The sequence below is a fragment of the Paenibacillus sp. HB172176 genome (genome assembly GCF_011947265.1).
GTDB lineage: Bacteria > Bacillota > Bacilli > Paenibacillales > Paenibacillaceae > Pristimantibacillus.
In genome coordinates this window covers 38,512-63,411 of the sequence record NZ_JAATHD010000024.1, presented here as the reverse complement: position 1 = coordinate 63,411, position 24,900 = coordinate 38,512, and the positions used below count along the sequence as shown (strand labels likewise).

At 53.2% G+C, this 24,900-nt stretch carries 19 protein-coding genes; 4 read left to right on the top strand and 15 right to left on the bottom strand.

Going from position 1 to position 24,900, the window contains the following annotated elements; genetic code table 11:
- Position 1 precedes the first annotated feature (1 nt).
- The 4 genes from HFP08_RS23510 to HFP08_RS23495 all read right to left on the bottom strand — a co-directional run bounded on the left by HFP08_RS23510 (position 2) and on the right by HFP08_RS23495 (position 3,723).
- Positions 2-1,288: a hypothetical protein gene (locus HFP08_RS23510; protein WP_168123068.1), complete on the bottom strand. Its 1,287-nt coding sequence runs from the start codon at positions 1,286-1,288 to the stop codon at positions 2-4.
- Between the two features lie 45 nt (positions 1,289-1,333).
- Positions 1,334-1,987, bottom strand: a complete 654-nt coding sequence (locus tag HFP08_RS23505; RefSeq protein WP_168123067.1) for a hypothetical protein — start codon at positions 1,985-1,987, stop codon at positions 1,334-1,336.
- Complete coding sequence (locus HFP08_RS23500; protein WP_240941786.1) at positions 1,984-2,541, bottom strand: sigma-70 family RNA polymerase sigma factor; 558 nt, start codon at positions 2,539-2,541, stop codon at positions 1,984-1,986. Before HFP08_RS23500 ends, HFP08_RS23505 begins: the two co-directional genes overlap by 4 nt.
- A gap of 660 nt (positions 2,542-3,201) precedes the next feature.
- Positions 3,202-3,723: a YwhD family protein gene (locus tag HFP08_RS23495; protein WP_168123066.1), complete on the bottom strand. Its 522-nt coding sequence runs from the start codon at positions 3,721-3,723 to the stop codon at positions 3,202-3,204.
- Between the two features lie 104 nt (positions 3,724-3,827).
- Here HFP08_RS23495 and HFP08_RS23490 point away from each other — a divergent pair, with 104 nt between their 5' ends.
- Positions 3,828-5,834, top strand: coding sequence for a M1 family metallopeptidase (locus HFP08_RS23490; protein ID WP_168123065.1), 2,007 nt, complete (start codon positions 3,828-3,830; stop codon positions 5,832-5,834).
- A 16-nt stretch (positions 5,835-5,850) separates the two neighbouring features.
- Positions 5,851-6,672, top strand: coding sequence for a hypothetical protein (locus HFP08_RS23485; protein WP_168123064.1), 822 nt, complete (start codon positions 5,851-5,853; stop codon positions 6,670-6,672).
- Here the strand turns inward: HFP08_RS23485 and HFP08_RS23480 are convergent.
- The 6 genes from HFP08_RS23480 to HFP08_RS23455 all read right to left on the bottom strand — a co-directional run bounded on the left by HFP08_RS23480 (position 6,645) and on the right by HFP08_RS23455 (position 12,741).
- Positions 6,645-7,142 (bottom strand): CcdC family protein, encoded by a 498-nt coding sequence (locus HFP08_RS23480; protein WP_168123063.1) that lies wholly within the window; start codon positions 7,140-7,142, stop codon positions 6,645-6,647. The genes HFP08_RS23485 and HFP08_RS23480 overlap by 28 nt on opposite strands.
- 180 nt (positions 7,143-7,322) lie before the next feature.
- Positions 7,323-8,615, bottom strand: coding sequence for a catalase (locus tag HFP08_RS23475; protein WP_168123062.1), 1,293 nt, complete (start codon positions 8,613-8,615; stop codon positions 7,323-7,325).
- A gap of 12 nt (positions 8,616-8,627) precedes the next feature.
- Positions 8,628-9,476 carry a winged helix-turn-helix domain-containing protein gene (locus HFP08_RS23470; protein WP_168123061.1) on the bottom strand — a complete coding sequence of 283 codons (849 nt, stop codon included), beginning with the start codon at positions 9,474-9,476 and terminating at the stop codon, positions 8,628-8,630.
- Positions 9,455-9,847, bottom strand: a complete 393-nt coding sequence (locus HFP08_RS23465; RefSeq protein ID WP_168123060.1) for a Fur family transcriptional regulator — start codon at positions 9,845-9,847, stop codon at positions 9,455-9,457. The genes HFP08_RS23470 and HFP08_RS23465 overlap by 22 nt, the downstream gene beginning before the upstream one ends.
- Positions 9,848-10,372: 525 nt before the next feature.
- Positions 10,373-11,824, bottom strand: coding sequence for a cardiolipin synthase (gene cls / locus HFP08_RS23460; RefSeq protein ID WP_346768760.1), 1,452 nt, complete (start codon positions 11,822-11,824; stop codon positions 10,373-10,375).
- The gene (locus tag HFP08_RS23455) at positions 11,821-12,741 is read right to left on the bottom strand and encodes a M15 family metallopeptidase (protein WP_168123059.1); all 921 of its coding nucleotides are present in this window, start codon (positions 12,739-12,741) and stop codon (positions 11,821-11,823) included. Before HFP08_RS23455 ends, cls begins: the two co-directional genes overlap by 4 nt.
- Positions 12,742-12,904: 163 nt before the next feature.
- Here HFP08_RS23455 and HFP08_RS23450 point away from each other — a divergent pair, with 163 nt between their 5' ends.
- Positions 12,905-14,782 (top strand): LTA synthase family protein, encoded by a 1,878-nt coding sequence (locus HFP08_RS23450; protein ID WP_481856601.1) that lies wholly within the window; start codon positions 12,905-12,907, stop codon positions 14,780-14,782.
- A 618-nt stretch (positions 14,783-15,400) separates the two neighbouring features.
- On the opposite strand, the gene bcp is transcribed toward HFP08_RS23450, so the two are convergent.
- The 4 genes from bcp to HFP08_RS23430 are packed head-to-tail and all read right to left on the bottom strand — an operon-like array spanning position 15,401 to position 19,701.
- Positions 15,401-15,868, bottom strand: a complete 468-nt coding sequence (gene bcp, locus HFP08_RS23445; RefSeq protein ID WP_168123058.1) for a thioredoxin-dependent thiol peroxidase — start codon at positions 15,866-15,868, stop codon at positions 15,401-15,403.
- Between the two features lie 2 nt (positions 15,869-15,870).
- A complete protein-coding gene (locus HFP08_RS23440; protein ID WP_168123057.1) occupies positions 15,871-16,965 on the bottom strand; it encodes an asparaginase in 1,095 nt (364 codons plus the stop codon).
- 4 nt (positions 16,966-16,969) lie between these two features.
- Complete coding sequence (locus HFP08_RS23435; protein ID WP_168123056.1) at positions 16,970-19,210, bottom strand: MMPL family transporter; 2,241 nt, start codon at positions 19,208-19,210, stop codon at positions 16,970-16,972.
- Positions 19,211-19,260: 50 nt separating this feature from the next.
- Positions 19,261-19,701 (bottom strand): MarR family winged helix-turn-helix transcriptional regulator, encoded by a 441-nt coding sequence (locus HFP08_RS23430; protein WP_168123055.1) that lies wholly within the window; start codon positions 19,699-19,701, stop codon positions 19,261-19,263.
- 228 nt (positions 19,702-19,929) lie between these two features.
- On the opposite strand from HFP08_RS23430, the gene HFP08_RS23425 reads away from it, so the two are divergent.
- Positions 19,930-22,593 (top strand): putative bifunctional diguanylate cyclase/phosphodiesterase, encoded by a 2,664-nt coding sequence (locus HFP08_RS23425; protein WP_168123054.1) that lies wholly within the window; start codon positions 19,930-19,932, stop codon positions 22,591-22,593.
- 174 nt (positions 22,594-22,767) lie between these two features.
- Here HFP08_RS23425 and HFP08_RS23420 read toward each other — a convergent pair whose 3' ends face one another.
- Entirely contained in the window at positions 22,768-24,900 is a 2,133-nt protein-coding gene (locus HFP08_RS23420) for an ABC transporter ATP-binding protein (protein ID WP_168123053.1), read from the bottom strand.

Here is a 24,900-nt window from a genome sequence, read left to right as displayed (position 1 = left end):
GCTATCGACCTCCTTCTTCCTGCGAATGATTCCCCCCTGCGGTGCTCTGCAGTGGCGGTGGAGGCGTTGAGGTGGATACGGCTCCCTTGCTGCCGAACGCCAGACGCAGGCCGAGTACAATCATGAGAAAGGCGATGACCGCCGTTGGCAGCATATATTTGTATTCCATATAGCTGCGTTGGAACTCCGGCCAATATCTCGTAAGCGAGCTAAGCGCCAGACGGTCGATCAAGTAGTAGGCCCCAAAGCCGAGCAGGCCGATGCCGAGCCATCTCTGGTACGGCACGAAAGCCGGCAGTATGCCTTCGTCACGTACGGGACTGCGCTCATACTTCGACGCTTGCTGAAGCGCATCGAAGAAGGCGAAGCACCAGAACAGGGGCAGCAGGAACAAGAACAAGGTCAGGCGCAAATTGTCCATGATATAGATTGCGAGCAGGAAAGCTCCCATGAGCTGCAATCCTCTCTTCTGCAAGCCGAGGTATAGATGACCCGCTCCGGGAAACACGGCCAGCGCAATCGCGAGCATCTTGTTCTTGCGATCGGCTGTGATCTGCGCCTCAAGATCCTCGAAGAGCGACTTGTCCGCAATCGGCTCCCCTAGATGCTTGGCGTGAATGAACCCAATCACGTCGAACATGCTGTAGATCCAAATAATCGGCAGCGCCAGCAAGAAGATCAAGAGCGCTCCGGAGCCTGTGATGACGCTGATGAAAACAAGCATGGCGAACAAGCCGATGAAGGAGACGAGAAAAGTAATGCCTCTGTTCATCAACCCCAAGCTCATATGGCCGAGTCCGGGAATGATTGACAGCAGGATGGTTTTCGTGCGTTCTTGCTGTTGTTCGTAAGAGCGGGAGCTTCGTTGAGAAGCGTCTGCTCCCGAGAAGGCCTGCTCGTAGAAGGCCGCTTCCGCAGGTCTGATTCCTTCGGCGTAAGCAGGGCCGTACGGCGCGTTCTCGCTCCCGGAATGACTGAAGCTCCCCAGATGCGTGGCCGCCCCGTAAGGCATGCCCTCGTTAAGGGCCGGAACCTTGCCCGAGAGCAAGGCGACGACCATGTCGATCATGTTGATCAAGCCGACGAAGAACAGGAAAAGCATGAGCAACGCCACTTCTCCTCCTTCGAATTGAAAATATCCGTCAATAATAATAACCATCATAAACAATCCGAGCGGCATGAAGAAGGCAAGCGCATAAATCGCCGCTCTGACATACCTTCTAAGGTAAGCATGACCCGCTCCGGGAATAAAGGAGAGGAGAAATGCGATTAATGGACTTTTTCTCACTGTGAATCCTTCCTTTCATTTATCTTCTATGCCTCTACTCAATCGTCAGCTATTCGAATTGAATCTGGCCGATTCCACATGCTCCAGCCAATGATTCGCCCGATCGAACAGATGCTGGGACCAGGAATCCAGCGGCAGTTCGGACTCTTCGGGTGCGGAGGCATAGGGCGGCTGCTCTATGTTTTCATCGATATCGCGCAAGGTATCGGCAAGTCCCGTGAACGCCCCCGTCGCCATTAATACAATTGTGATGGATGCGGCAATCGTATATTGAACGGCGGGAAGGCGCAGCCAAGAGCCGCTTCTTCGTCTGGTTTTATCGGTAGCATTCAGCGTTTGCTGAGATGGACGATATCTATCATGCACGATTTGCTCTTGAAGAGGCAGGCTCGCGACCTGTGATGCGCTTGAACTTTGCTCCGCGCTTTCATGCATTGAATGCTCTGCAAGGATACGCTCCATCACCGCTTCCTCCATTCCGGCGAAATCGGGCTGCGATGGCAATTGGGTTGCCTGATTACCCTCCCTGTCCAACAGCTTAGACATGCCGATCTCCTCTTGCAGCGCTATCCACCGTCTCAAGCATTCGTCGCAAGCATATAATTCTCTCTCTACTTCCTGCCTCTCCTGCCCGCCAAGAGTATCGCTCATATAGCCTCTAAGGCGCTCCATGCTCAGATGCTCTCCGCTCCTATTCATTCGAAATCCTCCTTCCGCCAATTCCGTCTCATCCAGCCCCTGGCCCGGTAAAGCTTCGACTCGACGCTCTTGCGCTCCAAGCCTGTTTCCTTCGCGATCTGTTCATAGCTTTTCTCTTCGATATAAAATGCCGTAACAACATCTCGATAGCCTGCGGGCATAAGCTCCATTCGCTCATGCATGAGCTGCCTGTTCGCTTTGCTGAGCGCGATCTCCTCCGCGGCAGGCGCAGGCGCTGCGCTCAGCATCCCGTCCGAGATGCCCGCTTGCCTGCCGCCGGAGTCTGCGACCTCTACTGTTTCCAATAATTGCTCGGGCCTGCGCGCCTTGCTGCGTTTGAAATCGATCGCTTTATTGACCGCGATTCGGGTAATCCATGTTTTCAAGCCGTTCATACGATACTCGGGGAGAGCGCGATAAATCTGCAGAAGCACTTCCTGCGTCATATCCTCCGCATCTTGCGGCGATCGCAGAACGGCGTATACGGTTTGGTAGATATATGGAGCATAAGCCTGCACGAACGTCCGATACTGCTCGGGCCCGCCGCTGCGCACAGCTTCGATCCATGCTTCATCCTCGATGTCGCTCTCCCCCCTTCACCTATAATAGACGTCAGTCATCCTCGCAAACCCTGCGCTTTTCTGAAAAAATTTTTGGAAATGAAATTCTCCGGCTCGTTGCATCCCGCCTGTTCTAACGGACTTTTCGTCCTCTTAGACAGCGTTTTTCAACACTCGCTTGCTCTAACGGACCTTTTGTCCTCTTAGCCAACCAAACGAGCGAAAAAACAATCGGATTAACCCGCTAAGAAGCGAAAAGGAGGCTGTCGATTAACTGTGAATCACCAACTTGTAGAACACCTCAGCCAGTTCCGCTTTTGAAGCTGCAGCGCTGGTAAGCAGCGCTAGAGCGTCAGTCGGAGCGTCACCCGTGGCTGCAGCGCTGGTAATCAATCTTGCAACCCAGTCCACAGTTAATCGACAGCCTCGAAAAAGTCCGTTACAGTTGCAAGCATTCATTTCTCATCGAAATTTTATAAGCTTCTTTGCATTTGAAAAACGGGTTAGCGGAGACAATGCTCCTGCTAACCCGTTCCACTTATTGGTCGCCTATGACCGATATGTCTCGGTAACCCGTTCCACATCGTTGTTGTACATGATATACGACTGAGCCCGTCTGTATGTTCCCCATCAGTCGTTTTATCACGACGCTTGCTACGCCAGCGCTTCCTTCAGCGCATCCGGCGAGCGATCCCACCATTCCTGATTATGCTCCTGAAGGAATGTGCGGAGCGCGGCCTTGTCCTCCGCTCCGAGATTCTCCAGCATGAACTTGCGTTTGATCGCGGCGTCCAGCCGATTCACATGATCGGCGAGGATCTTCCAGCCGCGCTTCGCTTCGGAATCCACGAGCATCTCGCAGGAAGCCGCTCCGGCATAATACGAGCCTTCCTCGTTCCGGTCCACCGCAACCCATACGATCCAGCACTGGCGGCCGTTCGGCGTATCCTCCTTGTTCGGCGTGAACTTGATGCCGCGTTCAATCTTGCTCTTCGCATGCATGGCGCCCACGTCAATGAAAGCTCTGCCTTCATCGATCATCACGCAGGCAACATCGCTCAAATCAATGGAGCCCGCTCCGAAGCCTCTATGTTTCTTGCTGCTCACCACATTGAGCGTCAAGGACTTTTTCTCTTTCGCGGCCGGCTCGGCCGGCTTGTTCTGTTCTTCTGCCATCTGTGTTCCCACCTTCCCATACAATAATTCCATTTTAGCTAATAATCTTTGAATTGCAAACATATACATGCTGTAGATGCTTGTCAACGGGAGGGAAACGATCAATGACCCCACGCTATGTCAAACGAGTTCTATTCGGTTTGCTCGCCGCCGTCTTGCTGGTGCTGTCCGTGCGCTACGGCTTCGGGAACGCTTGGCAATCGCAGTATACCTACGCCCTCGCCCCTGCCGCCGCGACGAATACGCCTGCTCCGAAAACGGCCAAGCCGCAGGTTGTCCCGCAGCCGGATCAGACGGTCGCGGATGAAGTGAAGGCGCTGAGCAACCGCGTGGCCGAATATCACATCAATGTCAGCCTTCGTGAGGATGGTCAGCATCTCGACGGCATGCAGGATGTGACATGGACCAATCCGGGGAAGAAGCCGGTGTCCGAGCTTTATTTCCACTTGTATCCCAATGCCTTTCAATCCTCGAAGACCACCTTTATGAAGGAATCCGGGGGCTCGCTGCGGCAAGACAAAGCGACCGCCAACTCCACCAGCTATATGAAGCTGCTGACGTTTCAGACGTTGGAGGGCGAAAGTCTGCTGCCGCGCCTGCAATTCATCCAGCCTGACGACGGCAACAAGAACGATCAGACGCTGGCCCGGCTGCGACTGGCGGAACCCGTCGAGCCTGGAAAGTCGATTACGCTTCGCATGAGCTTCGAGGTCAAGCTGCCGGAGGTGTTCGCCCGCATGGGCTATTCGGGAAGCTTCGTCATGGCCGGCCAATGGTTTCCCAAGCTCGCCGTGTACGAGACGGCGGGAACGCGCGGGAGAGCCGAGGAAGGCTGGAATGTGCATCAATATCACGGCAATTCGGAATTCTACAGCGACTTCGGCGTATATAGCATCAACATCCAAGTGCCGGAGACGTACACCGTCGCCGCTACAGGGTTCCAAACAAGGCCGGTGTCCGCCTCGGGCGGAAGAAGCACCTACCAATTTTATGCGGAGGATGTGCATGATTTCGCCTGGTCCGCTTCTCCCGATTTCATCTATGAAGAGGCGGCCTATTCGGATACAGGTATCCCCGGCGTTCGCATCAAGCTCTATCTCGATCCCTTGCATGCCGATTTGAAGGATCGCTATATGGTTGCGGCCAAGTCCGCTCTCTCGAATTATGCGAAATGGTACGGAACCTATCCGTACAGCACGCTGTCGATCGTCGTTCCTCCCGCTGGCGCGAACGGAGCCGGCGGTATGGAATACCCGACGCTCGTCACGGCGTTCGCCGCCGAGAACGATCATCCCGGCTACGATCTGGAACGAACGGTCGTTCATGAGATCGGTCATCAATATTGGTACGGCATGGTCGCTTCGAATGAATTCGAGGAGGCTTGGCTCGACGAAGGCTTCACCTCCTACGCGGAGGACAAGGTGATGGAGGCCGCTTACGGCATCAGTCCGAATCTGCGGCTCGAGGGCAGCTATATGACGGATCCCGCCCCCCTCCGTCAAGCTTCCTGGGCGTATCATGATCATAACGCCTATGCGGAGAATGTCTATATAAGGGCGAAGCTGGTGCTCGTCGACATCGAGAACAAGGTCGGAGACAAGACGATGGCGAAGATTCTCAAGACTTATTTTCAAAAATACAAATTCAAGCATCCCTCCACCTCCGACTTCCAGCGTGTCGTGGAAAGCGTCACAAAGGCGAAGTGGACCGACTACTTCAACCAGTTCGTCTATAGCAGCTCCATGGCCGATTACGCGGTGGAAGCCGTAGGGGCTCGTCCCGGCGCAGGAGATAACGGCAATATGTACGAATCGACCGTACTGATCAAGAAGAACGGCGGAACGAACGGCCCCGTGCCGATTCTGTTCAAGTTCGCCGACGGAACCACCTTGACGAAGATCTGGAACGCTCAGGAGGATCATGTGCAATATACGGAGGTGCAGCCTTCGCCAATCGAGTGGGTGTCTCTTGATCCCAATCACGCGAATGTGCTGGACAACAAGCTGATCAATAACTTTATGCTGGCGGATGTGCCCGTCGCGACTCGCGCCCGCTGGAATCTCGGACTAACGAAGCTGATTGAGGGATTTCTGGGGATCTTGAGTTGGTAAAGGAAGGAGGATGATTATGAAGACGCATATGAAGCAAGGCTGGCGCCTTACGTTCAAGCATTTCTATTTGCTGCTCCTGGTTTTTGTCTATCAGTTGCTCTGGGGCTTCTTCCTCTATCGAGCCATCGACGAGACGGTATCGCCGCTGCTTCGCAGATTCCCAGGGGCGACCGCCTCGGCGCAGGCGGTTCAGACCTTCCTGACGGAGGCGCAGATCGAGCTTTTCAAGACTGATATGGCTATGCCATATTTATGGATGCTCGGCGGCCTGTTCGCGGCAAGAATGCTGCTGACGCCGCTGTTCAACGCCGGCTTCTTCCATTCGATGCTGCAGCAGTCGAGGAGCGGCGGCGGCACCCGCTTCCGCGAGGGCGTCCGCAAAGCCTGGAAGCCCGTTATGCTCCTCTACTGGCTTCAAGCGTTGCTCACCTTCGCGCCAGCTTACTTCCTGCTGCCGAAAGCCTACAACGCCCTCTTGACCAGCCATTCGACCAATGAGCTGATCATGACGCTGTTGCCCGGAGCGGCTCTGTGGCTGCTGTGGGGAATAGTCGTGAGCCTGCTGTCGCTTTCGCTGCAAGTCGGAGCCGTCTCGGAGGAAAGCATGGCCGCCGTGCTCTGGCGCTCCATCCGCCACTTCCTGCCTTATGCCGCCCTCTCCATGCTGATGTGGATGATCGGCATGACCCTGGGCCTTGCCGTGACCGGCGTATCCCTCGTCTGGGCCGGCTTCATCGCTTTGGTCGTGCATCAGAGCTATCATCTGATCAAGATCATGATGAAGATGTGGACGCTTGCGACGCAATTGCTTTATTTGGAATCCAGAAGAGAGCCGTGATTCTGCAGCCTGACATAATCGCTTACCATGGCAAGCCGCCACGGAATAATCATGCCGAAGGCAAGCAGATAGAAGATCGCCCCCGTCTGCGGAATCGACATGTAATCGTCAACCACGCCGTGCAGCAGGGTGCGGATCAGAAACAGCACGACAAAGATGGCGACGAACGCCTTGGAGCGTCTTACATAAATGTCCTGGTCCACTCTCTCCAGCCTCGTGGTCACGATTAGCGGGAATGCGAAAATCAGCATGCCCGTCCCGAAAGCGGATGCTCCCCACAGCCAGGGAATATGGGTTACCGGAGATGCGAACATGATAAAGCCGGTAGACATGGCTATCGGCGGAATGATGATTTTGCGCAGCGTCGTCGGCCGCTTGCCCGCTCGAAGCCGCAGTATTATGAGCGTTATTCCCGCCGCGATCGAAAAGATGACGGAGCCGATTTGAACGATTGGATTGGTCCAATGCATCGGTTAGGCTACCTCCTGTTTGTTGTTTGCTCTCTCTAGTGTACGCTTAGCGGGGGGCGTCAGGCAAATCCGAATAAAGAAACAGCCTCCCTCTAAACGAACCCTGCGCGGCTCGGTTGAATGGAGGCTGTCTTAGTTGGACTATATCCGGCATTACATTGTTGCGTTCAACTTATATAGCTAGCTCTGCGGCATATAGGAACGGATGTCCACGCCAAGCCCTTGGGACAATTGCATGCCGAGCATGCGGTCCGCGCGGAAGAAATTGCAGATCGCCCGCAGCCTGATTTCGTCGTTCGTCCGTTCAAGCTCGCCGATCAGGTTCGAGATCAAGTTCGTCTGCCCCTCCCCGCTCAAAGAGCGAAAACGCTCGCCCGCCTGCGTGAAATCATCCATCTTGCCAATTCTCTGGCTGCCGATATATCCATGTATCGCGGAAGATGCGTCTCTGTACTGAGGCGATTGCTGCGGCATTCCTCCCCCGTTGTTCGGCTCCTCGAAAGGCTCGATGCCGGTAACGACCACGCTCGGCGCAAACGCGGATTGCTCCACTTCGCCGAAATAATTGACAGGATTGCGGTTGAGCGTCATGGTTCCTATCTTCTGCAGCGGATAACGATCCTCCGGCCACAGCTTGGTCGGATCAAGCGGATCGAATGCCTGGCGCCCCAAATGATCAACAGGCATTACCTGCACATGAAGCTCCCAGCGCGGAAATTCACCATTCTCGATGGCTCCGTACAAATCGCGGGTCGCATGGTTGAAGTCGGCAGCTTGCATCCGCGCTGCCTCCGCCGCCGTAAAGTTGCGAACGCCCTGCTGCGATTTCCAGTTGTATTTCACGTAAACCTGCTCTCCCGCCGCATTGATCCACTTGAAAGCATGCACGCTGAAGCCGTCCATCTCGCGATACGAGGCCGGCGTGCCGTCATCCGAGAACAGCCAGGTCAGCATATGCGTCGATTCGGGCGAAAGCGTCATGAAATCCCAATAGCGAGCAGGATCTTGAAGATTCGTATCCGGAGCCCGCTTCAAAGCTTGGACCATGTCGGGAAGCTTCATCGCATCGCGAATAAAGAACACAGGCAGGTGGTTTCCCACCAAGTCGTAATTGCCCTCCTTCGTATAAAATTTCACCGCGAATCCCCTTGAATCGCGGGCCGTCTCCGGCAAGCCCGTGCCGTGGATGACGGTCGAGAACCGAACGAATACCGGCGTCTCCTCTCCCGCCTCTTGCAGGAAAGAAGCTTTCGTATATTGGGACATGCTGTTCTCGGTGACAAATATCCCTCGCGCTCCCGCTCCCCGCTCTTGAGCCACGCTCTCCGGCTTGCGCTCTCTGCCGTTACGCGCGATCTTCTCAAGCAGATGATCATCCTCGAGCAAGGCCGGCCCGTCCCCCCCCGCCGTTCTCGAATTACGGTTATCGCCGAGGGGCGCGCCTCCATTCGTCGTTAATTTGGAATGCTCCATTTCAACACCTCCTTAACCATCCGCCAGCCGATAACCCGCCCCGCGCACCGTCGCGATATATTTCGGCGCGACCGCGCTGTCCTTCAGCTTCTTGCGCAGACTCTTCACATGTACGTCCACTACATTGCTGCCGCCGAAGAACTGATGCCCCCACACATGATCCAGCAGCATTTCGCGAGTGACCACGACGCCCTCCGAATCGATAAAATAAAGCAGCAAGTCATATTCCGTCTTCGTCAGATCGATTCGCTCCCCCGCCGCCTCGACAATCATGCGCCGGGTATCAAGGCGAATGTCCTTGAAGTTGCGGACGCCTTCAGGCTCGGAAGGCTGTAAGCCAGTTTGCTCGGTCGAACGCTCGGTTGGCTGCACCCCGCCTTGCTCGGCCGAACCCTCTTTCAGATGCATGCTCGGCTGGCTTGCCCCGCCGCCCCCTTCTTCCAGCATGCGGTGGATGCGGTCCAGCGCCGCCTGCGGATCGGCCGGCCAGACCTGAAGCTCCGCTCCTTCGAGCGCGGATTCCCTGGAAGCCTCCGCCGATTCAAGCGCGGCATCGTCCACCAGAACAAGGAGCGGAATCCCATGCCGCTTCGCGGACAGATGAACGCCTTGCCCTTTCTCCCAGCTTGAAGGCCGCTCCGCGCCAACCGGCAGCGCATCGTATACGATCAGCTCCGGCGACAGCGCAGGCAACATATCCTCGGAAAATTCATGAAGCGTGAACATGTCGAAGCATTGGGACGACAATGGAAGCACCAATGCGCGCACCCGATCGGGAAAGGGACTAATAATCATGACGCGCTTGGTCAACGCGCAAAGCACGCCTTCCGTGAAGTCGGTTAAGAGGTTTGGCTCGCGCATGCTTCGCACACCCCTTCCAGCACGACTTGCGCATGCTCCACTTTGTATTTCGTTTCCTTCGCTACATCGGAGAGCCAGTTCTTCGGCAGCTCCTGCAGCACCTCATCCACCTTCCCGCAGCGTGTACACACGATATGCTGATGCTCCTCGGTTCTGGCGTCGTAGCGACTGATCGCCTCCCCAAGCTTCAGCTCATGAATCATGCCCGCATCCTTCAGATACCGAAGAGAATTATAGACCGTGCCGTAAGCGAAGTTGAAGCCCTTGCCCCGCAAGCGGTCGATCACTTCGGAGGCAGTCGGATGATCATTCGCTTCCTGGATCACGTCGTAGACAGCTTTTCTCTGCACAGTTAAGTTTATTTTGCTCATGGCCCAATCATTCCGCCTTCTATTATGAATTTAGACTAAGTATAAATTTAAATGAAGAGAAGGTCAAATCCATTCCTTGGCTATCGAATCGGCTCGACTGGACTTGGCTCAGCTTGGCATGAAACGAAACAGGAAATACATGAGAATTTATTAATTATCAGAATATTTACAAAATTAAAATAATAGTGTATACTTGGCTTATCTTAAACGAGAGGGGATAGTCCAATGAAGTGAGTTAGCGAAGCATGTCTCACTGCATCGGAACGGATGTCCGCAAGCGGTTAAGACATGTGGGGACTCGGCGCAATGATGGAAAGCTCATTCCTGAAAGGGAGCTTGTGGTAAGGATCACTAGTGAAAATACTTACCGAAAGGACGGAAGGAAGACCGTTTCTAAGTAGACGGATGGAAAACCGTAATGGAAGTAATGGATTGGAGCGTTAGAATAAATTGAATAGTCGTTTGACAGAAACATAAGGGATTCCGGTTCTTGGAGAAGCGGAATCCCTTTCGTATGTCCAGTGATTATAATATGGGGCTTAACAAGCGCGAGATCGATTCTTTGAAGCGATTGAACAACGGACGTCCGGCATAGTCGGCTCTTGTCAACTGGCGACTGCTCGCGATATCCCGCTCGAAGATCCGCTTCAGCCGAAGCGCGGTCTCCTCGTGGAAGATAAAGGCGTTCATCTCGAAATTCAGCCTGAAGCTGCGAATATCCAGATTGGCCGTACCGACCGATGCCGCCTTGCCGTCCACGACCAGCGTTTTTGCATGCAGGAAGCCCTGCTCGTACAGATAGATCTGCACGCCCGCCGCAAGCAAATCCCCGAGGTACGAATGCGTCGCCCAATACACGAAGAAATGATCGGGCTTGCTTGGCAGCATGATTCGCACGTGAACCCCTGACAATGCCGCCACTCTCAGAGCGGACAACAGGCTTTCATCCGGCACGAAATAAGGCGTCTGCAGACAGATCATCTCTTTCGCCGAATAGATCATTTTGATATACGCGTTCTCAATCTCCAAATATTCGGTGTCCGGTCCGCTCCCCACCAACTGCATCCCGATATTCCCTTTGCGCTCCCGATGGACGGGATAGTACTTCGCATAGAGCTCCAGCTTGGTTGCCGACACCAGATTCCAGTCCATGAAGAACTGCGCCTGCATCTGCAGCACGGCTCCTCCCTGCACTCGCAGATGCGTATCGCGCCAATAACCGAAATTCTTGTTCAGGCCGAGATATTCCATCCCGACATTGAAGCCCCCGATATAGCCGATCTTCCCGTCAATGATGACAAGCTTCCGGTGGTTGCGATAATTGATCTTGAGATTCAGGAATGGAATGCGTGAACGGAAGAACGCCGTCTCTTTCCCCCCGGCTTCGCGAAATTCCTTAAAAAAGCGTCGCGGCAAGTTCAGGCTGCCGATATGATCGTAGAGAAATCTCACCTCGACGCCCTGCTTCGCCTTCTCTGTCAGCGCTTTAATCAGGCGCTTGCCAAGCTCGTCGTTCCTTACAATATAATACACCAGATGAATATGATGCTCTGCCGCTTCGATATCGGCGAACAAAGCGTCGAACTTGTCATTGCCGTCCGTGAAGATGTCGATCGCATTGTCATTCGTATACAAAGCGTAGCTGGTCGATAGATTCAAATAGGCCAAATCGCGGAAGTTCGCAAGCTCGCTCAGCTCCGGCAGCAGCTCCGGAGACAGCAGCTGCTGTCTCTGCTGTTCCAGCCTTTCTTCAATTATGCGCTGATTGTCGCCAAGCATCTTGTTGAGCTGACGCTTGCGAATCTTCTGTCCCAGAATGAGATAGAGAATGAAGCCGAGCACCGGGATAAAGAAGAGAATCATGATCCACGCCCAAGTGGAGGTCGCATTGCGCCGTTCCAGAAAAATTATCGTCGCGGCAAGAAAGATATTAAGCAGCATGATCAACAGGTACAAATGCTGGTAGGTGATCATCATCGGCTTACGGGCACTGCGTCATAATACTCTTCGAGCGTCTTGCCGCTTGCGGCCAGCTCCCCGGAAAGCTCCGTCCCTACATATCGAATATGCCACGGCTCGTATTGATAGCCGGTAATCTTATCCTTGCCATCGGGATAGCGGATAATGAAGCCGTATTCGCCCGCATGCTCCTTCAGCCAAGCCGCTTCCTTCGTATCGCCGAAGCAATCCGCCGCGGCGCATTTGCCGTCGCTGCTCGTCACGTCGATAGCCAGTCCCGATTCATGCTCGCTCGTTCCCGGCAGAGCGCTGTAGGTCCTCGCCTTCTCGTACCCGTCGCGCTCCACATAGCGATTGAACAGTGCGGTCTGCGTGGCATGGGAGCGATAAGCCGACACCCCGGCAAGATAGATGCCATCCTCTTCCGCGCCGCTGAACAATTGCTCCAGGGCGTCCGCCGCTTCTTGACGCATCATTCGCTTCTCGAGCTTCTCGCTGAAGATGAACGCGACATCGGGATAAACCAGATTGTCCGGCTTATAGTCATCGGGCAGCTTGTTATAAGGATTAACGAGCGCTGTCACGCTTGCAGGATGCGCGATGACCGCGATAGCGCCATCCTCTCCGTTCGAATATTGATCCTGGGATGCAGCGGTTGTCGGATCGGGCGAAGGCGATTCTTCCGGCTCCGGCGTGCTGCTGGGCGAAGGCGATGCCGGCGGCGCAGCAGCCGCGCTCTCTGTCGGCGTCGGCGTCTCGCTGCTCCCAGCGTTTCCGTCCGCTGTCTGCTGACCAGTCGACTGGCTCGGGGCAGGCGTATTCGTCGTCTCCGCATTCGAATCGGACAGCCATCCGTCCTTCCTCGCAAAACCGTAGATGCCCGCTATGACCACGCATAAAACCAGCGCTAAGAGCAGTGCATTTAATTTCCTCATTTCAAGTCCTCCCGTCCGTTCAGGGCCCAATTGCCTTTTGACATTTGATCCGTAATTGGAGCATAATAGTAAGGCATTTACAGTATGTTAAGATTTCAACCAGAGCGAAGCGGCTGCTCCCCCAAGAAGCCCGTTTCTGCTGTGAAAGGTAGGAGAAACGCAAGTGTCAAAGCTGGAAACAAAGAAGGAATGGAGCGTTCATCCGATATGGTTCTTCTCGCTGATCATGCTTCTCAAGAGCTATCTGGCATGGTCGGTCGTATTCGAAGACGGCTCGTCCTGGACAACCCTGCTGAAGGAAATTCCATTCGTCCTCATCGTATTCTGCCTGATCGAGTGGCTCTCTAGCAAGCGAAAGCTTCTCTACTATATGCTGTCGAATTTGCTCATGACTTCTATTCTATTTGCAGTCATCATGTATTACAAGTACTACGGCGTAATTGTCACGTATTTCGCATTGGCGCAGGTAAATCAAGTGACCGAAGTGAAGAGCAGCGTCTTCTCCCTGCTCGCCCCTTATTATCTGTTCATCTATACGGATGTCGTAGTCATCGCCGCTTTGCTCATCGTGCGGCGCAAGAAGCTTCATCAGATTAATCAGTTGTTCGCGCGCAAAGCGAATCAACGCTTTGTGCTCAGCCTGCTGAGTCTGTCTGTCGCGTTCTGTCTGTTCAACGTGCTGCCGAACCGCGCAAGCATGAATGAAATCGTGAAAGCCGAGCAAATGGGCATTCTGAATTACGAAGCTTATGCCTTCTTCGCTAGCAAAGAAGATGATCTCGTTCCCGCAGAAGAGATTACTCAGGAAAAAATTCAAAGCTTGAAGCAGACACAGCCTCCTGCGGAACCGGCGCTTTTCGGATCGGCGAAAGGAAAAAACCTGATTATCATTCAAATGGAATCGATGCAAAACTTTCTCGTCGACCTGAAGATAGACGGCCAGGAAATTACGCCAAACTTTAATCAGCTTGTGAAGGAAAACAGCTATTTTAATCATTTCTACCAACAAGTTGGGCAAGGCAACACTTCCGACGCGGAATATGTCGTGAATACATCGATGTATATTCCGGCCCATGGAGCCGCAACGCAAATGTATGCGGGCAAGGAGCTTCCGAGTCTGCCGAAGCTTCTAAGGGCCAGCGGCTACGATACGGCGACCTTCCATACCAATTCCGTCGAGTTCTGGAATCGGGAAGAGCTGTACAAAGCCGTCGGATTCGACCGTTATTACGATAAAGCTTTCTTCGGAGACGAGGATTCGGTATTCTTCGGTTCATCCGATGAAATTCTGTACAAGAAAACCGCCGAGGAATTAAGCAAGATGGAAGCGGCGGAGGAGCCGTTCTATACGCAAATCATCTCCATGTCGGCGCATCATCCCTACAGCATTCCGCAAGAGAAGCACATGATCGCCCTTCCAGAGCGGTTCGATCATACGCTTGTCGGCGATTATATTACGGCGCAGAATTACGCGGACTACGCGCTCGGACAATTCGTCGCGGATTTGAAGGCGCGCGGCATATGGGACAACAGTGTCATTGTGCTGTACGGCGATCATCTCGGCCTGCCGATCTATTCCTTGAATTCGCACGAGAAGGATCTGATGACGGAAATCTATGGTCGGGAATATACAAACCAGGATATGATGAACATTCCGTTCGTTGTCGTGAATCCGGGCGATCTATCGCCGGGCAGGCTCTATGAGCAGTTGGGCGGCCAAGTCGATATTCTGCCGACGGTCGCGAACCTGCTGGGCGTGTCCGTCGGCGACCAAATCCATTTCGGTCAGGATTTGTTCAATCAGACGTACAATTTGCTGCCGCAACGCTATTATTTGCCAACGGGCTCCTTCTTAAGCAGCGAAGAATTGTTCGTCTCGGGCAGTGGCTATGATGACGGCAAGCATTATCCGCTCGCGGGCAAGATTTCCACCGGCAAAGGGGCGTCGGCCGAGGAATACGACCAGGCGTTGCAACTGCTGAAGCTGTCGGACAGCTATGTCGAGCATCTGCCGGATTGGAGCAAGAACGAGCAGAAGTAGCAAAATCAGCAAGAGTAGCAGAGCAGCGGGAATAGGAAACCGCCATGCATGATATATAGCGGTAACGACTTCTTAACTGTATTTCCCGTAGTTAAATCCGTTAAAAATCGGGATCTCCAAGCTGCTATATGGAAAACTGCTGTTAAATGAACCACATCTCGAGGATTCGATTTATACTTGCCTTAAATAGATGCAGGAAGCCCATGTAGGATACTCTCCCTGTTATTTTGATAAAAAATAAATGCATAAAATCCTTTAGGTCGTATCGCGGCGGGGCGCGTAACAATTCGGGAGAATTCAAGCGGACACAGGAGACTCTATTTTTGGAAAATACGAAGTTTGTTCGGTTTGGCGGACACAGCAGGCTCTATTTCCTCAAAAATCAAAATAAAACACTGTTTTTTTGGAAATAAGGTCCTCTCTGTCCAATAAATCATAAAAACAGCTCATTCTGCTGAAATAGCGCACCTACGGTCCGCTGCGACTGTGCGCAACCATAAACAGAACCCCTATCTTACCCGGACTCGCCATTCACAAAAAAAGCTCTCCCTTAGTACATTAAGGTGAGAGCTTTTTCGTGTTACATTGGAAGATGGAGACGGCGTCTGCCCCCAGACATCAGATAGCCGCCAGCACTTCCTTCACATGCCCGTCCACGCTCACCTGGCGCCATTCCTTCGCGAGTTTGCCCTCTTCATCAAGCAGGAAGGTCGACCGTTCGATTCCCATGAAGGTCTTCCCATCCCAGGTACGCTCCTTCCATACGCCGAACAGCTCGGATACCTCGTGATCCGTATCGCTAAGCAGCAGGAACGGAAGCTTATGCTCGCCGATAAATTGCTCATGGGAGGCCAGATCATCCGGGCTGATGCCGATGACCTCGGTATTCTTCTGACCGAACTGGCCATTGAAATCGCGGAAATCGCAGGATTCGGCCGTACATCCCGGCGTCATATCCTTCGGATAGAAATAAATGACAAGCTTCTTGCCCAGATAGTCTGAGAGCGAAGCCTTCTTGCCATTCGACGCTTCCAATGTAAAATTCGGAACCTTCTTGCCTACTTCTACAGTTTCCTTTTGACTCATGCTCATTCCTCCTCCGTACTATCTACCCTATCATATACCCATAACCGCTCGAAATAAACGTTTTTCTCCATCATGAACGCCTTCGCGTCCTCATGCGATTCATATATGCCGTACGCCAGCATCAGCTTCGTCAGCGCCGCTTCCATCGACATATTCTCGATAAACACCGCCCCTGCGTCGACCAATCTTCTGGAGGAATCGTAGAGCGCGTCTGACAAGTCCTTGATCGGACATAGGTACACCGCAATGCCCTGCTCTCGGCAGCGATCAAGAAAGATCAGCAAAGAATTCCGCTCATCGCCCGCAACGCAAGCCGTTCCGGAATGATGGAGATCATGCAAGATGACCTTCGGACGCCCGCTCTCCCCCCAATTATAAAGTGAATAATCGAGTCCGGGGTAAGGGCGGATGTACACGACCCCGCTCTCCAACTGCAGCTTGTCAGGCTCCCATTCCAACGCGGTCTCCGAAGCCTGAAGCAGCTCTTGCGGCCATGGATTGCGGCGGTCACGCTCCCACAGGAACGAGCCGCCCTCCATTCTCCCGTAGGCAATGTCGCCGACGCCTCTGAATTGATCCGTGAACGCCTCGCATTGCCGCAGCCGCGTGCCCAAGTATACGACGCTGTCTCCCTCTCCGTTCTCATAAACGGCGAACACGCCCGGCAGCGCCGCTTCCTCGATGAAATCAATAGCGCTCGTAAAATTACGCAGTCCGTTGCTTCGCTCGTCTTCAAGCGGATAGTTGCTGCAGGTGAACACAATCGGAATCTTCACGTCCGAGAAAAGATAACTCATCATTGCAGCCGTGTAAGCAAGCGTATCCGATCCGTGCGTAACAACGATGCCTTGATATGCGCCGGGATCAACGCCCCGAATAGCGCTTGCCAGCGTGACCAAGTCCGCCGTTGTCATGTTCTCGCTTAGCAGATTGAGCGGTTGAATCGTGTCGAACGCCAGATCCTTGCGCGCGACGGGCTGCTTCGTGTACTGCTCCAGCAAGCTATAAGAGCCTGCGCCGCTCACGTTAATGTCCGCCCCCGCAAGCTTGCTGCCTATCGTTCCTCCGGTAAAGACGATCATCATCCTCTTCGTCATAGGCTTATTCGCTTCCCATAGAAGACGACGAACGAGCTTCCCCGGCGCTCTTCCTCATGAACGGCCACCAATTCGCTCTGCCGAACAGGCGGACCATGACCGGTATGAACAACGGAAGCATAACCAATGAATAAAGAGCGAGCCCGCAGAGCACGACGGTCGCGATCTGAAGCAGCGACATGACGCCCGCCGGCATCATGGCCGCGAAGGTGCCGCCCAGAATAACGGCGGCGGACATAATGACCGCGCCCATGTTTTTCATCGATTTCAGAATCGCCGCCTTAGGCTCCAGTTCTCTATATTCCTTGAAGCGATCCATCAGGAAGATACTGTAATCGACGCCGAGCGCCATAAGCAGTACGAAGCCGAAGAACGGCACCGACCAGCTGATGCCCGTAATGCCCACGATTCGAACGAAGATCACCTCCGCTATTGCCAGTGAAGTGAAATACGTAATAACAAGCGAAAGCACGACGTAAAGCGGAATAACGATGGAGCGGAACAAAACAATAAGAATGAGCGAAATTCCGATCAGCATCCAGACGACCGTATGCGAATAATCCTTCTGGGAGACCGTATCGAGATCATGATTGGTTGCCGTAACGCCGCCGATTGCGATCTCAACCGAACCCGCCGGCCCGCCTTCGAAAGCTGCCTTCGCCGCTTTCTCCAGCGAATCGATCTCGTTCATCGTTTCCTCCGCATACGGATTGCTGCTGAAGACAACATCGAACTTGGCAATGGTCCGATCCTCCGACATATAGGCGGTCAGCGTCGCCTGGAATTGCTCGCTGTCAATGACCTCCTGCGGAACAGCGTAGGCTTTGTTCCCATCAAGGAATTGCTCCATCACGACGCCTGTAGGTCTCGACGCGCTGCGTACGCCTTGAACGCCCGGCACCTTCAAGAGCGCTTCGGTCGCTTTCTCGATCGATGCAAGACCTTCCGGCGTTGCCAATCCCTCTCCAGACTTCACGATTACATTCGTCGGAAGCGTCTGACCGGGACCGAAGCTGTCGGCGATTATATTGAAGCCCTTAACCGAATTGTATTTGTCTCCAATCTCGTCAAGCGAGTTGAATGACAGCGAACCCTTGTACGCCGACAGAAACGGTACAATGATAATCAGAATGACGACAATGGCCCACAACGGCCGCTTGAGCGAGAAGTTGCCCGCAGCTCCCCACAGCTTATTGGGCTTATGCTCCAGCGAATCCTTCTTCGCCGGCCAGAACAAGCCCTTGCCAAGCACGCTCAGGAAGAACGGCACCAGCGTGAACAAGGCGAGCAGCAGCACGACGATTCCGACCGCCACCGCTACCGCCGAGCGGTATAACACGAAGGTCGAGAAACCGATCGACGCGAAGCCGATGAACACGGCCAAGCCGGAGAACAGTACGGTCCGCCCCGCGGTGCGATAGGTGGTTACGATCGCATCCGTCGTCGAGGCGCCATGGGACAGCTCCTCCTTGTATCTGCTGATCAGCAGGATGCAATAGTCGGTGCCAATACCGAACAGAACGGCCACCATGAAGATCTGCGTGAAATTCGACAAGGGGAAATCAGCTTGATCCGCCAAAAAAGCAACAATCGATTGGGAGATCAAATAACTGAAGCCGACAGCGAGCAGCGGCACAAAAGGCGCGGCAAGCGACCGGAACACAATAAAGAGAATGATCAGAATAAAGCCGACCGTAATGAGCTCCGTTTTCTTAAGCCCTTCCTCCGAGCTCTCGACGACATCCTCCGATATAAGCCAGTCGCCTGTATAATAATGATCGATGGACACATCCTCAAGCTCCGCATAAAGATCATCCCGAAGCTCGGACTTCTCTCGATCTCCGGCATCGACGGACAACAGCGCGAGAATGGTGCTGCCGTCCCCGGATACCATCTGTTCCGTCAGGTCGGGCACCGCGAAATGGGACGTAATCGACTTAATGCCGAGCGCCTCGCTGTCCTGCTGGAGACGGCCAAGACTTTCCTTCACCTCCGCGATATCCGCGTCGCCCATCCCTCCTTCCTTGTGAAAGACCAGAATCGTGGAGAGTCCGCCCCCTCCCGAATTCGCTCCGATCTGTTTCTCCAGCTGTGCAGCCGTTACCGAGGAATAGCCGTCAGGAACCGTGATTTGTCCCTTCGTGCGAACCAGCTCAGCCATATCGGGCGCATTAACCATCAGGAGTACAGCACCGGCCAGCCAAATGACCAGCATTAACCATTTCATTCTCAAAACGACTCTCATTACATTCCCATTCCTCTCTCTGCCCTATAATTTTCACTACTCTTATCGTCTTATGCCTTCTGCATCTCCGAGGCCAGTCTCTCGAAGGTTTCAATGAATGCCAGCGCTTCTTGCTCCTCGAACTGATTCATATAGCCGCCCAGTATTTCCCCCAGCTTCTCATCCATCTCTTCGCAGACAGCGGCTCCCTCATCCGTAAGAGAGATCTGAATGACCCGCCGATCCTTGGTTTCCGGAATTCGCTCAATGAATTGCTTGTCGGAGAGACGATTAATGATGGCGGTTATCGAGCTCTTGCCCACGCAGAACATATCCGCCAGTTCTGTCGAAGTGCATGGTCCGTGCTTACGCAAATAACTAAGCGTCTTGTATTGATCGACCGTAATCTCTCCCGACATATGCTCACGGAATATGGAGATGAATCTGCGCTCGATAATGAAGGTAGCGGACTTATAGCGTTGAATAAGGTCCTTGAGAAGCTCAACATTCACTTCTCTCCCCTCCTTCCCAAATTAATTCTATTATCAAACTATTCACTAATAGAACTATATCAAATTCGAACTGTCCAGACAAGCTTGTTAACAAATGCCACTTTGAAAAAAGGATACCCAAGAATATTGTCGAATATTAGGAGGTGAAGGCGAAATTGCTCGAAGAGGATGGAGAAATACGATTAAAACGTCCATAAGCGAATTTGACGAGCATTCAGGAGGAAGCAAGTGAGCATCTTATCCCTACAAACAACGAATAACCGAAATAGGTTGCCCGCATTCATTATTTGCACATTACTTGCGATTTTGGCCGAACGGATTTCTATTCCTTTTCTATACGGTATTCCTTTCTCGCTTTCCAGCTTGTTTGTTTTATTAGCTGTCCGCATGTTCGGATTGCGCGGAGGACTTCTGTCCGCGGTGACAGCCTATGGATCCGTCGTATTTCTATTTCATTCTCCGGGCACTCCAATTCTTGGCATTCTCGAGGCGTTGGCGGCAGGAATTCTGTTACGACGTTACCACAATAAATTATTTTTCTCCGTATTGTTGTTCTGGATTGTTATCGGGGCACCCGGGATTTATATTTTCTACACCTATCACACATCATTTCCAACTTCGGATTTAAAGCTCGTCGTTCTCATTATTGTGCTTAATCGTTTGTTCAATGCTCTTCTGGCAGAAATACTTTATCAGCATTCCCCTCTTGCCAAATGGAGCGGAATGGCCACCGTTAGCCGCATGCCGGTTTCCCTGCTTCAGTTGCTTCAGCAATATACGCTTGCCATCGTATTGTTCTCGTTCCTGCTCAATCTCTTCGTGAACAACATCAGCTCCTTTCATGAGGTCAGCGAGTATGCGGAGGAACAAGCCGAGACGATTACGCGAACCATTCTGGATGAATGGCACAGAACGTCGTCTCCGTCTGACAGGCCCGTCGAGCTGTTGCTGCATTCGCTAACCTTGCAGCAATGGATTGACCTCAATGCATCCCCTACGTACACCATTAGCATAGTCAATTGGAATCATGTCGTCGTAGCGTCCAACAACAGAGATTTGATTAATCAAATCGTGAGCCCTTGGCGCGGACAGAGGCTGACTCCCGTAACTGCGGAACAGACTCTTGTTCTCCCAAATCCAACAAGCAAATTGCTCTATATGGAATCATGGCATGACGCGAGCTTCCTGTATTCGTCTGAATTTGATGGAAACGGCATGATTCTTGTTCAAACGCCGCTCAGCAATTATCAAAGCTATCTATTCAACAAATATTCGATTCACTTCGCCTATTTGTTCGGATTCGCGCTGCTTGCATCATGCGCAGCTCTGCTCATGAACCGCTCCTTCGCGCGCGGGTTGCGGCGACTTGCGTCGGCCTCTTACAATCTTCCACTCAAATTAAAACAAAATAACGACTTGCGACTTCCGGACAGCCGCATTGTCGAGCTTCATTCGCTCATGTCCAACATTAAGCATATGGCGGGCAGCCTGGTCTACTTGCTCCAGGAATCCCGGAAAAACAATGAGCGATTGCAAGCGCAAGCCCAGCTTCTGCAGCAGTCCGAGGAGCAGCTTCATCAGCTCGCCTATTATGATCCTTTGACCGGACTGCCCAATCGCCTGGAATTCACGCATCAGTTCAAGGATTGTGTGGCTCTTCATGCCCTTGGCAACAAATCGGCCGCTTCATGCAAGTCGCTGGCGGTTGTGTTCGTCGATTTCAATCGTTTCAAGCATATTAACGATACACTGGGACATGCCGCCGGTGATGTTCTGCTTCAGCAAGCCTCCGGGCGTTTCTTGACGCTTACGAGCAGGGATTGCTCCGTATTTCGTCTAGGCGGAGATGAATTCGTCTTCCTGCTCGCCTATGACGACGAGCTCGTCTTGAAGGAACTGGCGGAGGCCATCTGCGGCTGCTTCACGGAGCCTTTTATCATTGAAGGCATGACGTTGTTCATGTCCTTAAGCGCCGGCATCAGTACCTATCCCCAGGATGGCGACACGATGGAAACGATTATTCGCAACGCGGATATAGCCATGTACAACGCCAAGGAGGTCGGCGGCAGCACCTACCGCTATTACAGACCGGGCTTGGTCAGTGCTCTCTCCGAGAAAATGCTGTTGGAGAACGGACTTCGCCGTGCGCTGCAAGAGCCTCAATTCTCCCTGCATTATCAGCCCAAAATAAGCGCCGCGACAGGACTTCTCTGCGGCATTGAAGCGCTTATCCGCTGGCAGCATCCCGACCTTGGCATGATTCCTCCCGACAAATTCATTCCGCTTGCCGAGGAATCTTCGTTCATTTTAGGCATCGACAGCTGGGTATTCCGCGAAGCCTGTCGGCAGAACAAAGCCTGGCAGGATGCAGGACTCAAGAAAATCTGCATCTCTGTCAACATCTCCGCCCGCCACTTCTACCAAGGAAACCTGAAAGAGCTGGTGCATAGCGTTTTGGCGGAAACCGGACTCGATCCGCAATATGTAAGCATTGAAATTACGGAAGGCGTATTTATGCAAAATATAGAGAAAGTCATCGAGACGATCCTCTACTTGCGCGACATTGGCCTGAAAATCTCCATCGATGATTTCGGAACGGGTTATTCCTCGCTTAATCAGTTGCAAAGACTGCCGATTTCGGATGTGAAGCTTGATCGCTCCTTCATTCAGGGCGTCAATCAGGACGTGAAAAAATCGTCGATCGTCCGGGCGATTATCGAGCTCGTTCACAGCATGAACATGAGAGTGGTAGCCGAAGGCGTGGAAACCCAAGACGAATCGCAATTCTGCAAGGAGTTGCAATGTGACGAGCTGCAGGGCTATCTGTTCAGTAAGCCGCTTCCGGCCACCGAGATGGAGGCGCTGATGGGCGGGGGCGGGGAGCATATTTAGCCAAGTTCACTAAGTTGGCTGATGACTATGGCCATCCTGAAATCCTTCTGCAGCGGAGGCTGTCGATTAGCTGTGAACGGGTTATACCATTTTATACATTCAACTTGAAGAGCCATCCCTCTTCCAAGTCGAAGAGAAATGGCTCTCTGCCTGCCGGTTATAGCATTAAAGGGATTAAACGCTCGTAGGCTGCGCGGACGTATTCGGCTTGAGCGTTGCTGCATCGGAGGTTTTCTCCGTTGATTCAGAGATTTCCGCCGTATCGTCTTCGGAGCTGCGTGCCGAGGCTGTCCCGCCCCCAGCTTGAAGCTGGTACATCGCGAAGTACTTTCCGCGCTGCTCCATCAACGTCTCGTGATTGCCGCGCTCCACGATGACGCCGCGATCGAGCACCAGAATCTGCTCCGCCGCGCGAATGGTGGACAAACGATGCGCGATAATGAATGTGGTGCGCCCCTTCTTCAGCACATTAAGCGCCTCTTGAATGATCGCCTCCGTCTCCGTATCAATGCTGGCCGTCGCTTCGTCGAGGATCAGAATTGCCGGATCGTAGGCAAGCGCCCGGGCGAAGGAGATGAGCTGGCGCTGCCCCGCGGACAACGTGCTTCCTTTCTCGATTACGGGAGCGTCGATGCCGCCCGGAAGCTGGCTGAACATCTCGTAAGCGCCGACCTCGCGCAGCGCCTGCTCTACCCGCTCCCGGCTAATTGCCGGATTGTTCAGGGAAATATTCGCGGCGATGGTGCCGGTGAAGAGGAATGGATCCTGCAGCACGATGCCCATATGCTGGCGCAAATGCTGCTTCGGAATCTCCCGCACATCCTTGCCGTCCACCGTTATTCGGCCTTCCTTCAGGTCATAGAAGCGGAACAGCAGATTAAGGATGGAGCTCTTGCCGGAGCCCGTATGGCCGACAAGCGCTACCGTTTCGCCTTGACGAGCATGAAAGTTAATGTCGCGCAATACATAATCCTCTTTCTTATAGGCGAAGGTCACATGCTCGAACGCAACCTCCCCTTTATACCGCTCCAGCTTACCCTTAACAACGTCAATCCCTTCCTCGTCCATCAGCTTGAACACCCGCTCCGACGAGACGAGCGCCGTCTCCAGGTTGGAGAGCTGATTCACGATGCCGACGATCGGCGTGAACATCCGGTTCATATAATCGACATACGCGTACAGCACGCCGATCGTCACGACAGCTCCGAGCGCATTGCCCCAGAACAGCCAGATGACGAGCAGGAAGAGCAAATTGCGAAGCACATTGACCAGATTATGCGACGTAATCGCGTTCAAGCTGAGCATCTTATTCTGATATTTGAAATAATACTCGTTCATTTCGTCGAAATCCTTCAGCGTCTCCTTCTGCCGACGGAACGCCTGGATGATCGTCATGCCTTGTATAGATTCATTGATCATGCCGTTAATCTCGCTGAGCTTCGCCCGAATCTTCCTGTTGTATTCGGCCGCGAATTTCCGGTAAACAACAATCCACAGATAGAGCAGCGGAATAAGCGGCAGAGTAATGAGCGCAAGCCTTACATCGAGCAGGAACAACGCTCCGAAGATCGCCCCCATGTAGATAATGCCGGTGAAGAAATTCGCCAGCACGCCGACATAAAGCTCCCGAATCGTTTCCGTATCGTTCGTGACCCGGGAGACCACCTGGCCGGCCGCCAAATTATCGTAATATTGCACGGGAAGCCGCTGCGTCTGCGCGAACACATCCGTACGAATCTTCTGCACGATGCGGTTCGCCGAGGTTTGCAGCATCAACCTCTGTCCGTACGTGAAGATCGCTACCAGCACGAGCAAGCCGAAATACAAGGCCGCAAGCTTCAGAATGGACGGAATCTCTGGCTTGTAGAAGGCATATAGCTCCTGCTTGCTCAGCTTGACGGCCGCGTGCTCGCCACTCTCGCCAGTCTTGTCGTTCACGATTGTCATCCTGCCGTTCTCAACGCTTCGAGAGCCTTCCGTGTTTGCAATCGCTTCGTTCAGCCAATAATAGCTTCGCCCCGCCTGCAGCACATGCGCCTCCCGGCCTTGAATCGGCTTCTCTTCCTCCGTGAACCGGTCCTCGCGTTTGTACCAATGACCGTTATAGCGGACGGCATAGTCCTGCTCGCCCTCCACCTCGTACCAGCTCTTCTCAATGCCGAGAATATTGTTGTCGATCATGCGCTTGGCCAGGAGCGGCCCCGCGAGCTCCGCGCATACGCTGAGCAGCAGCAGCACCAGCGCAATGGTGATCGGCTTCTTATAGAACATCGCATATTGAAACAATCGTTTGCCTGTCTGGTTCAT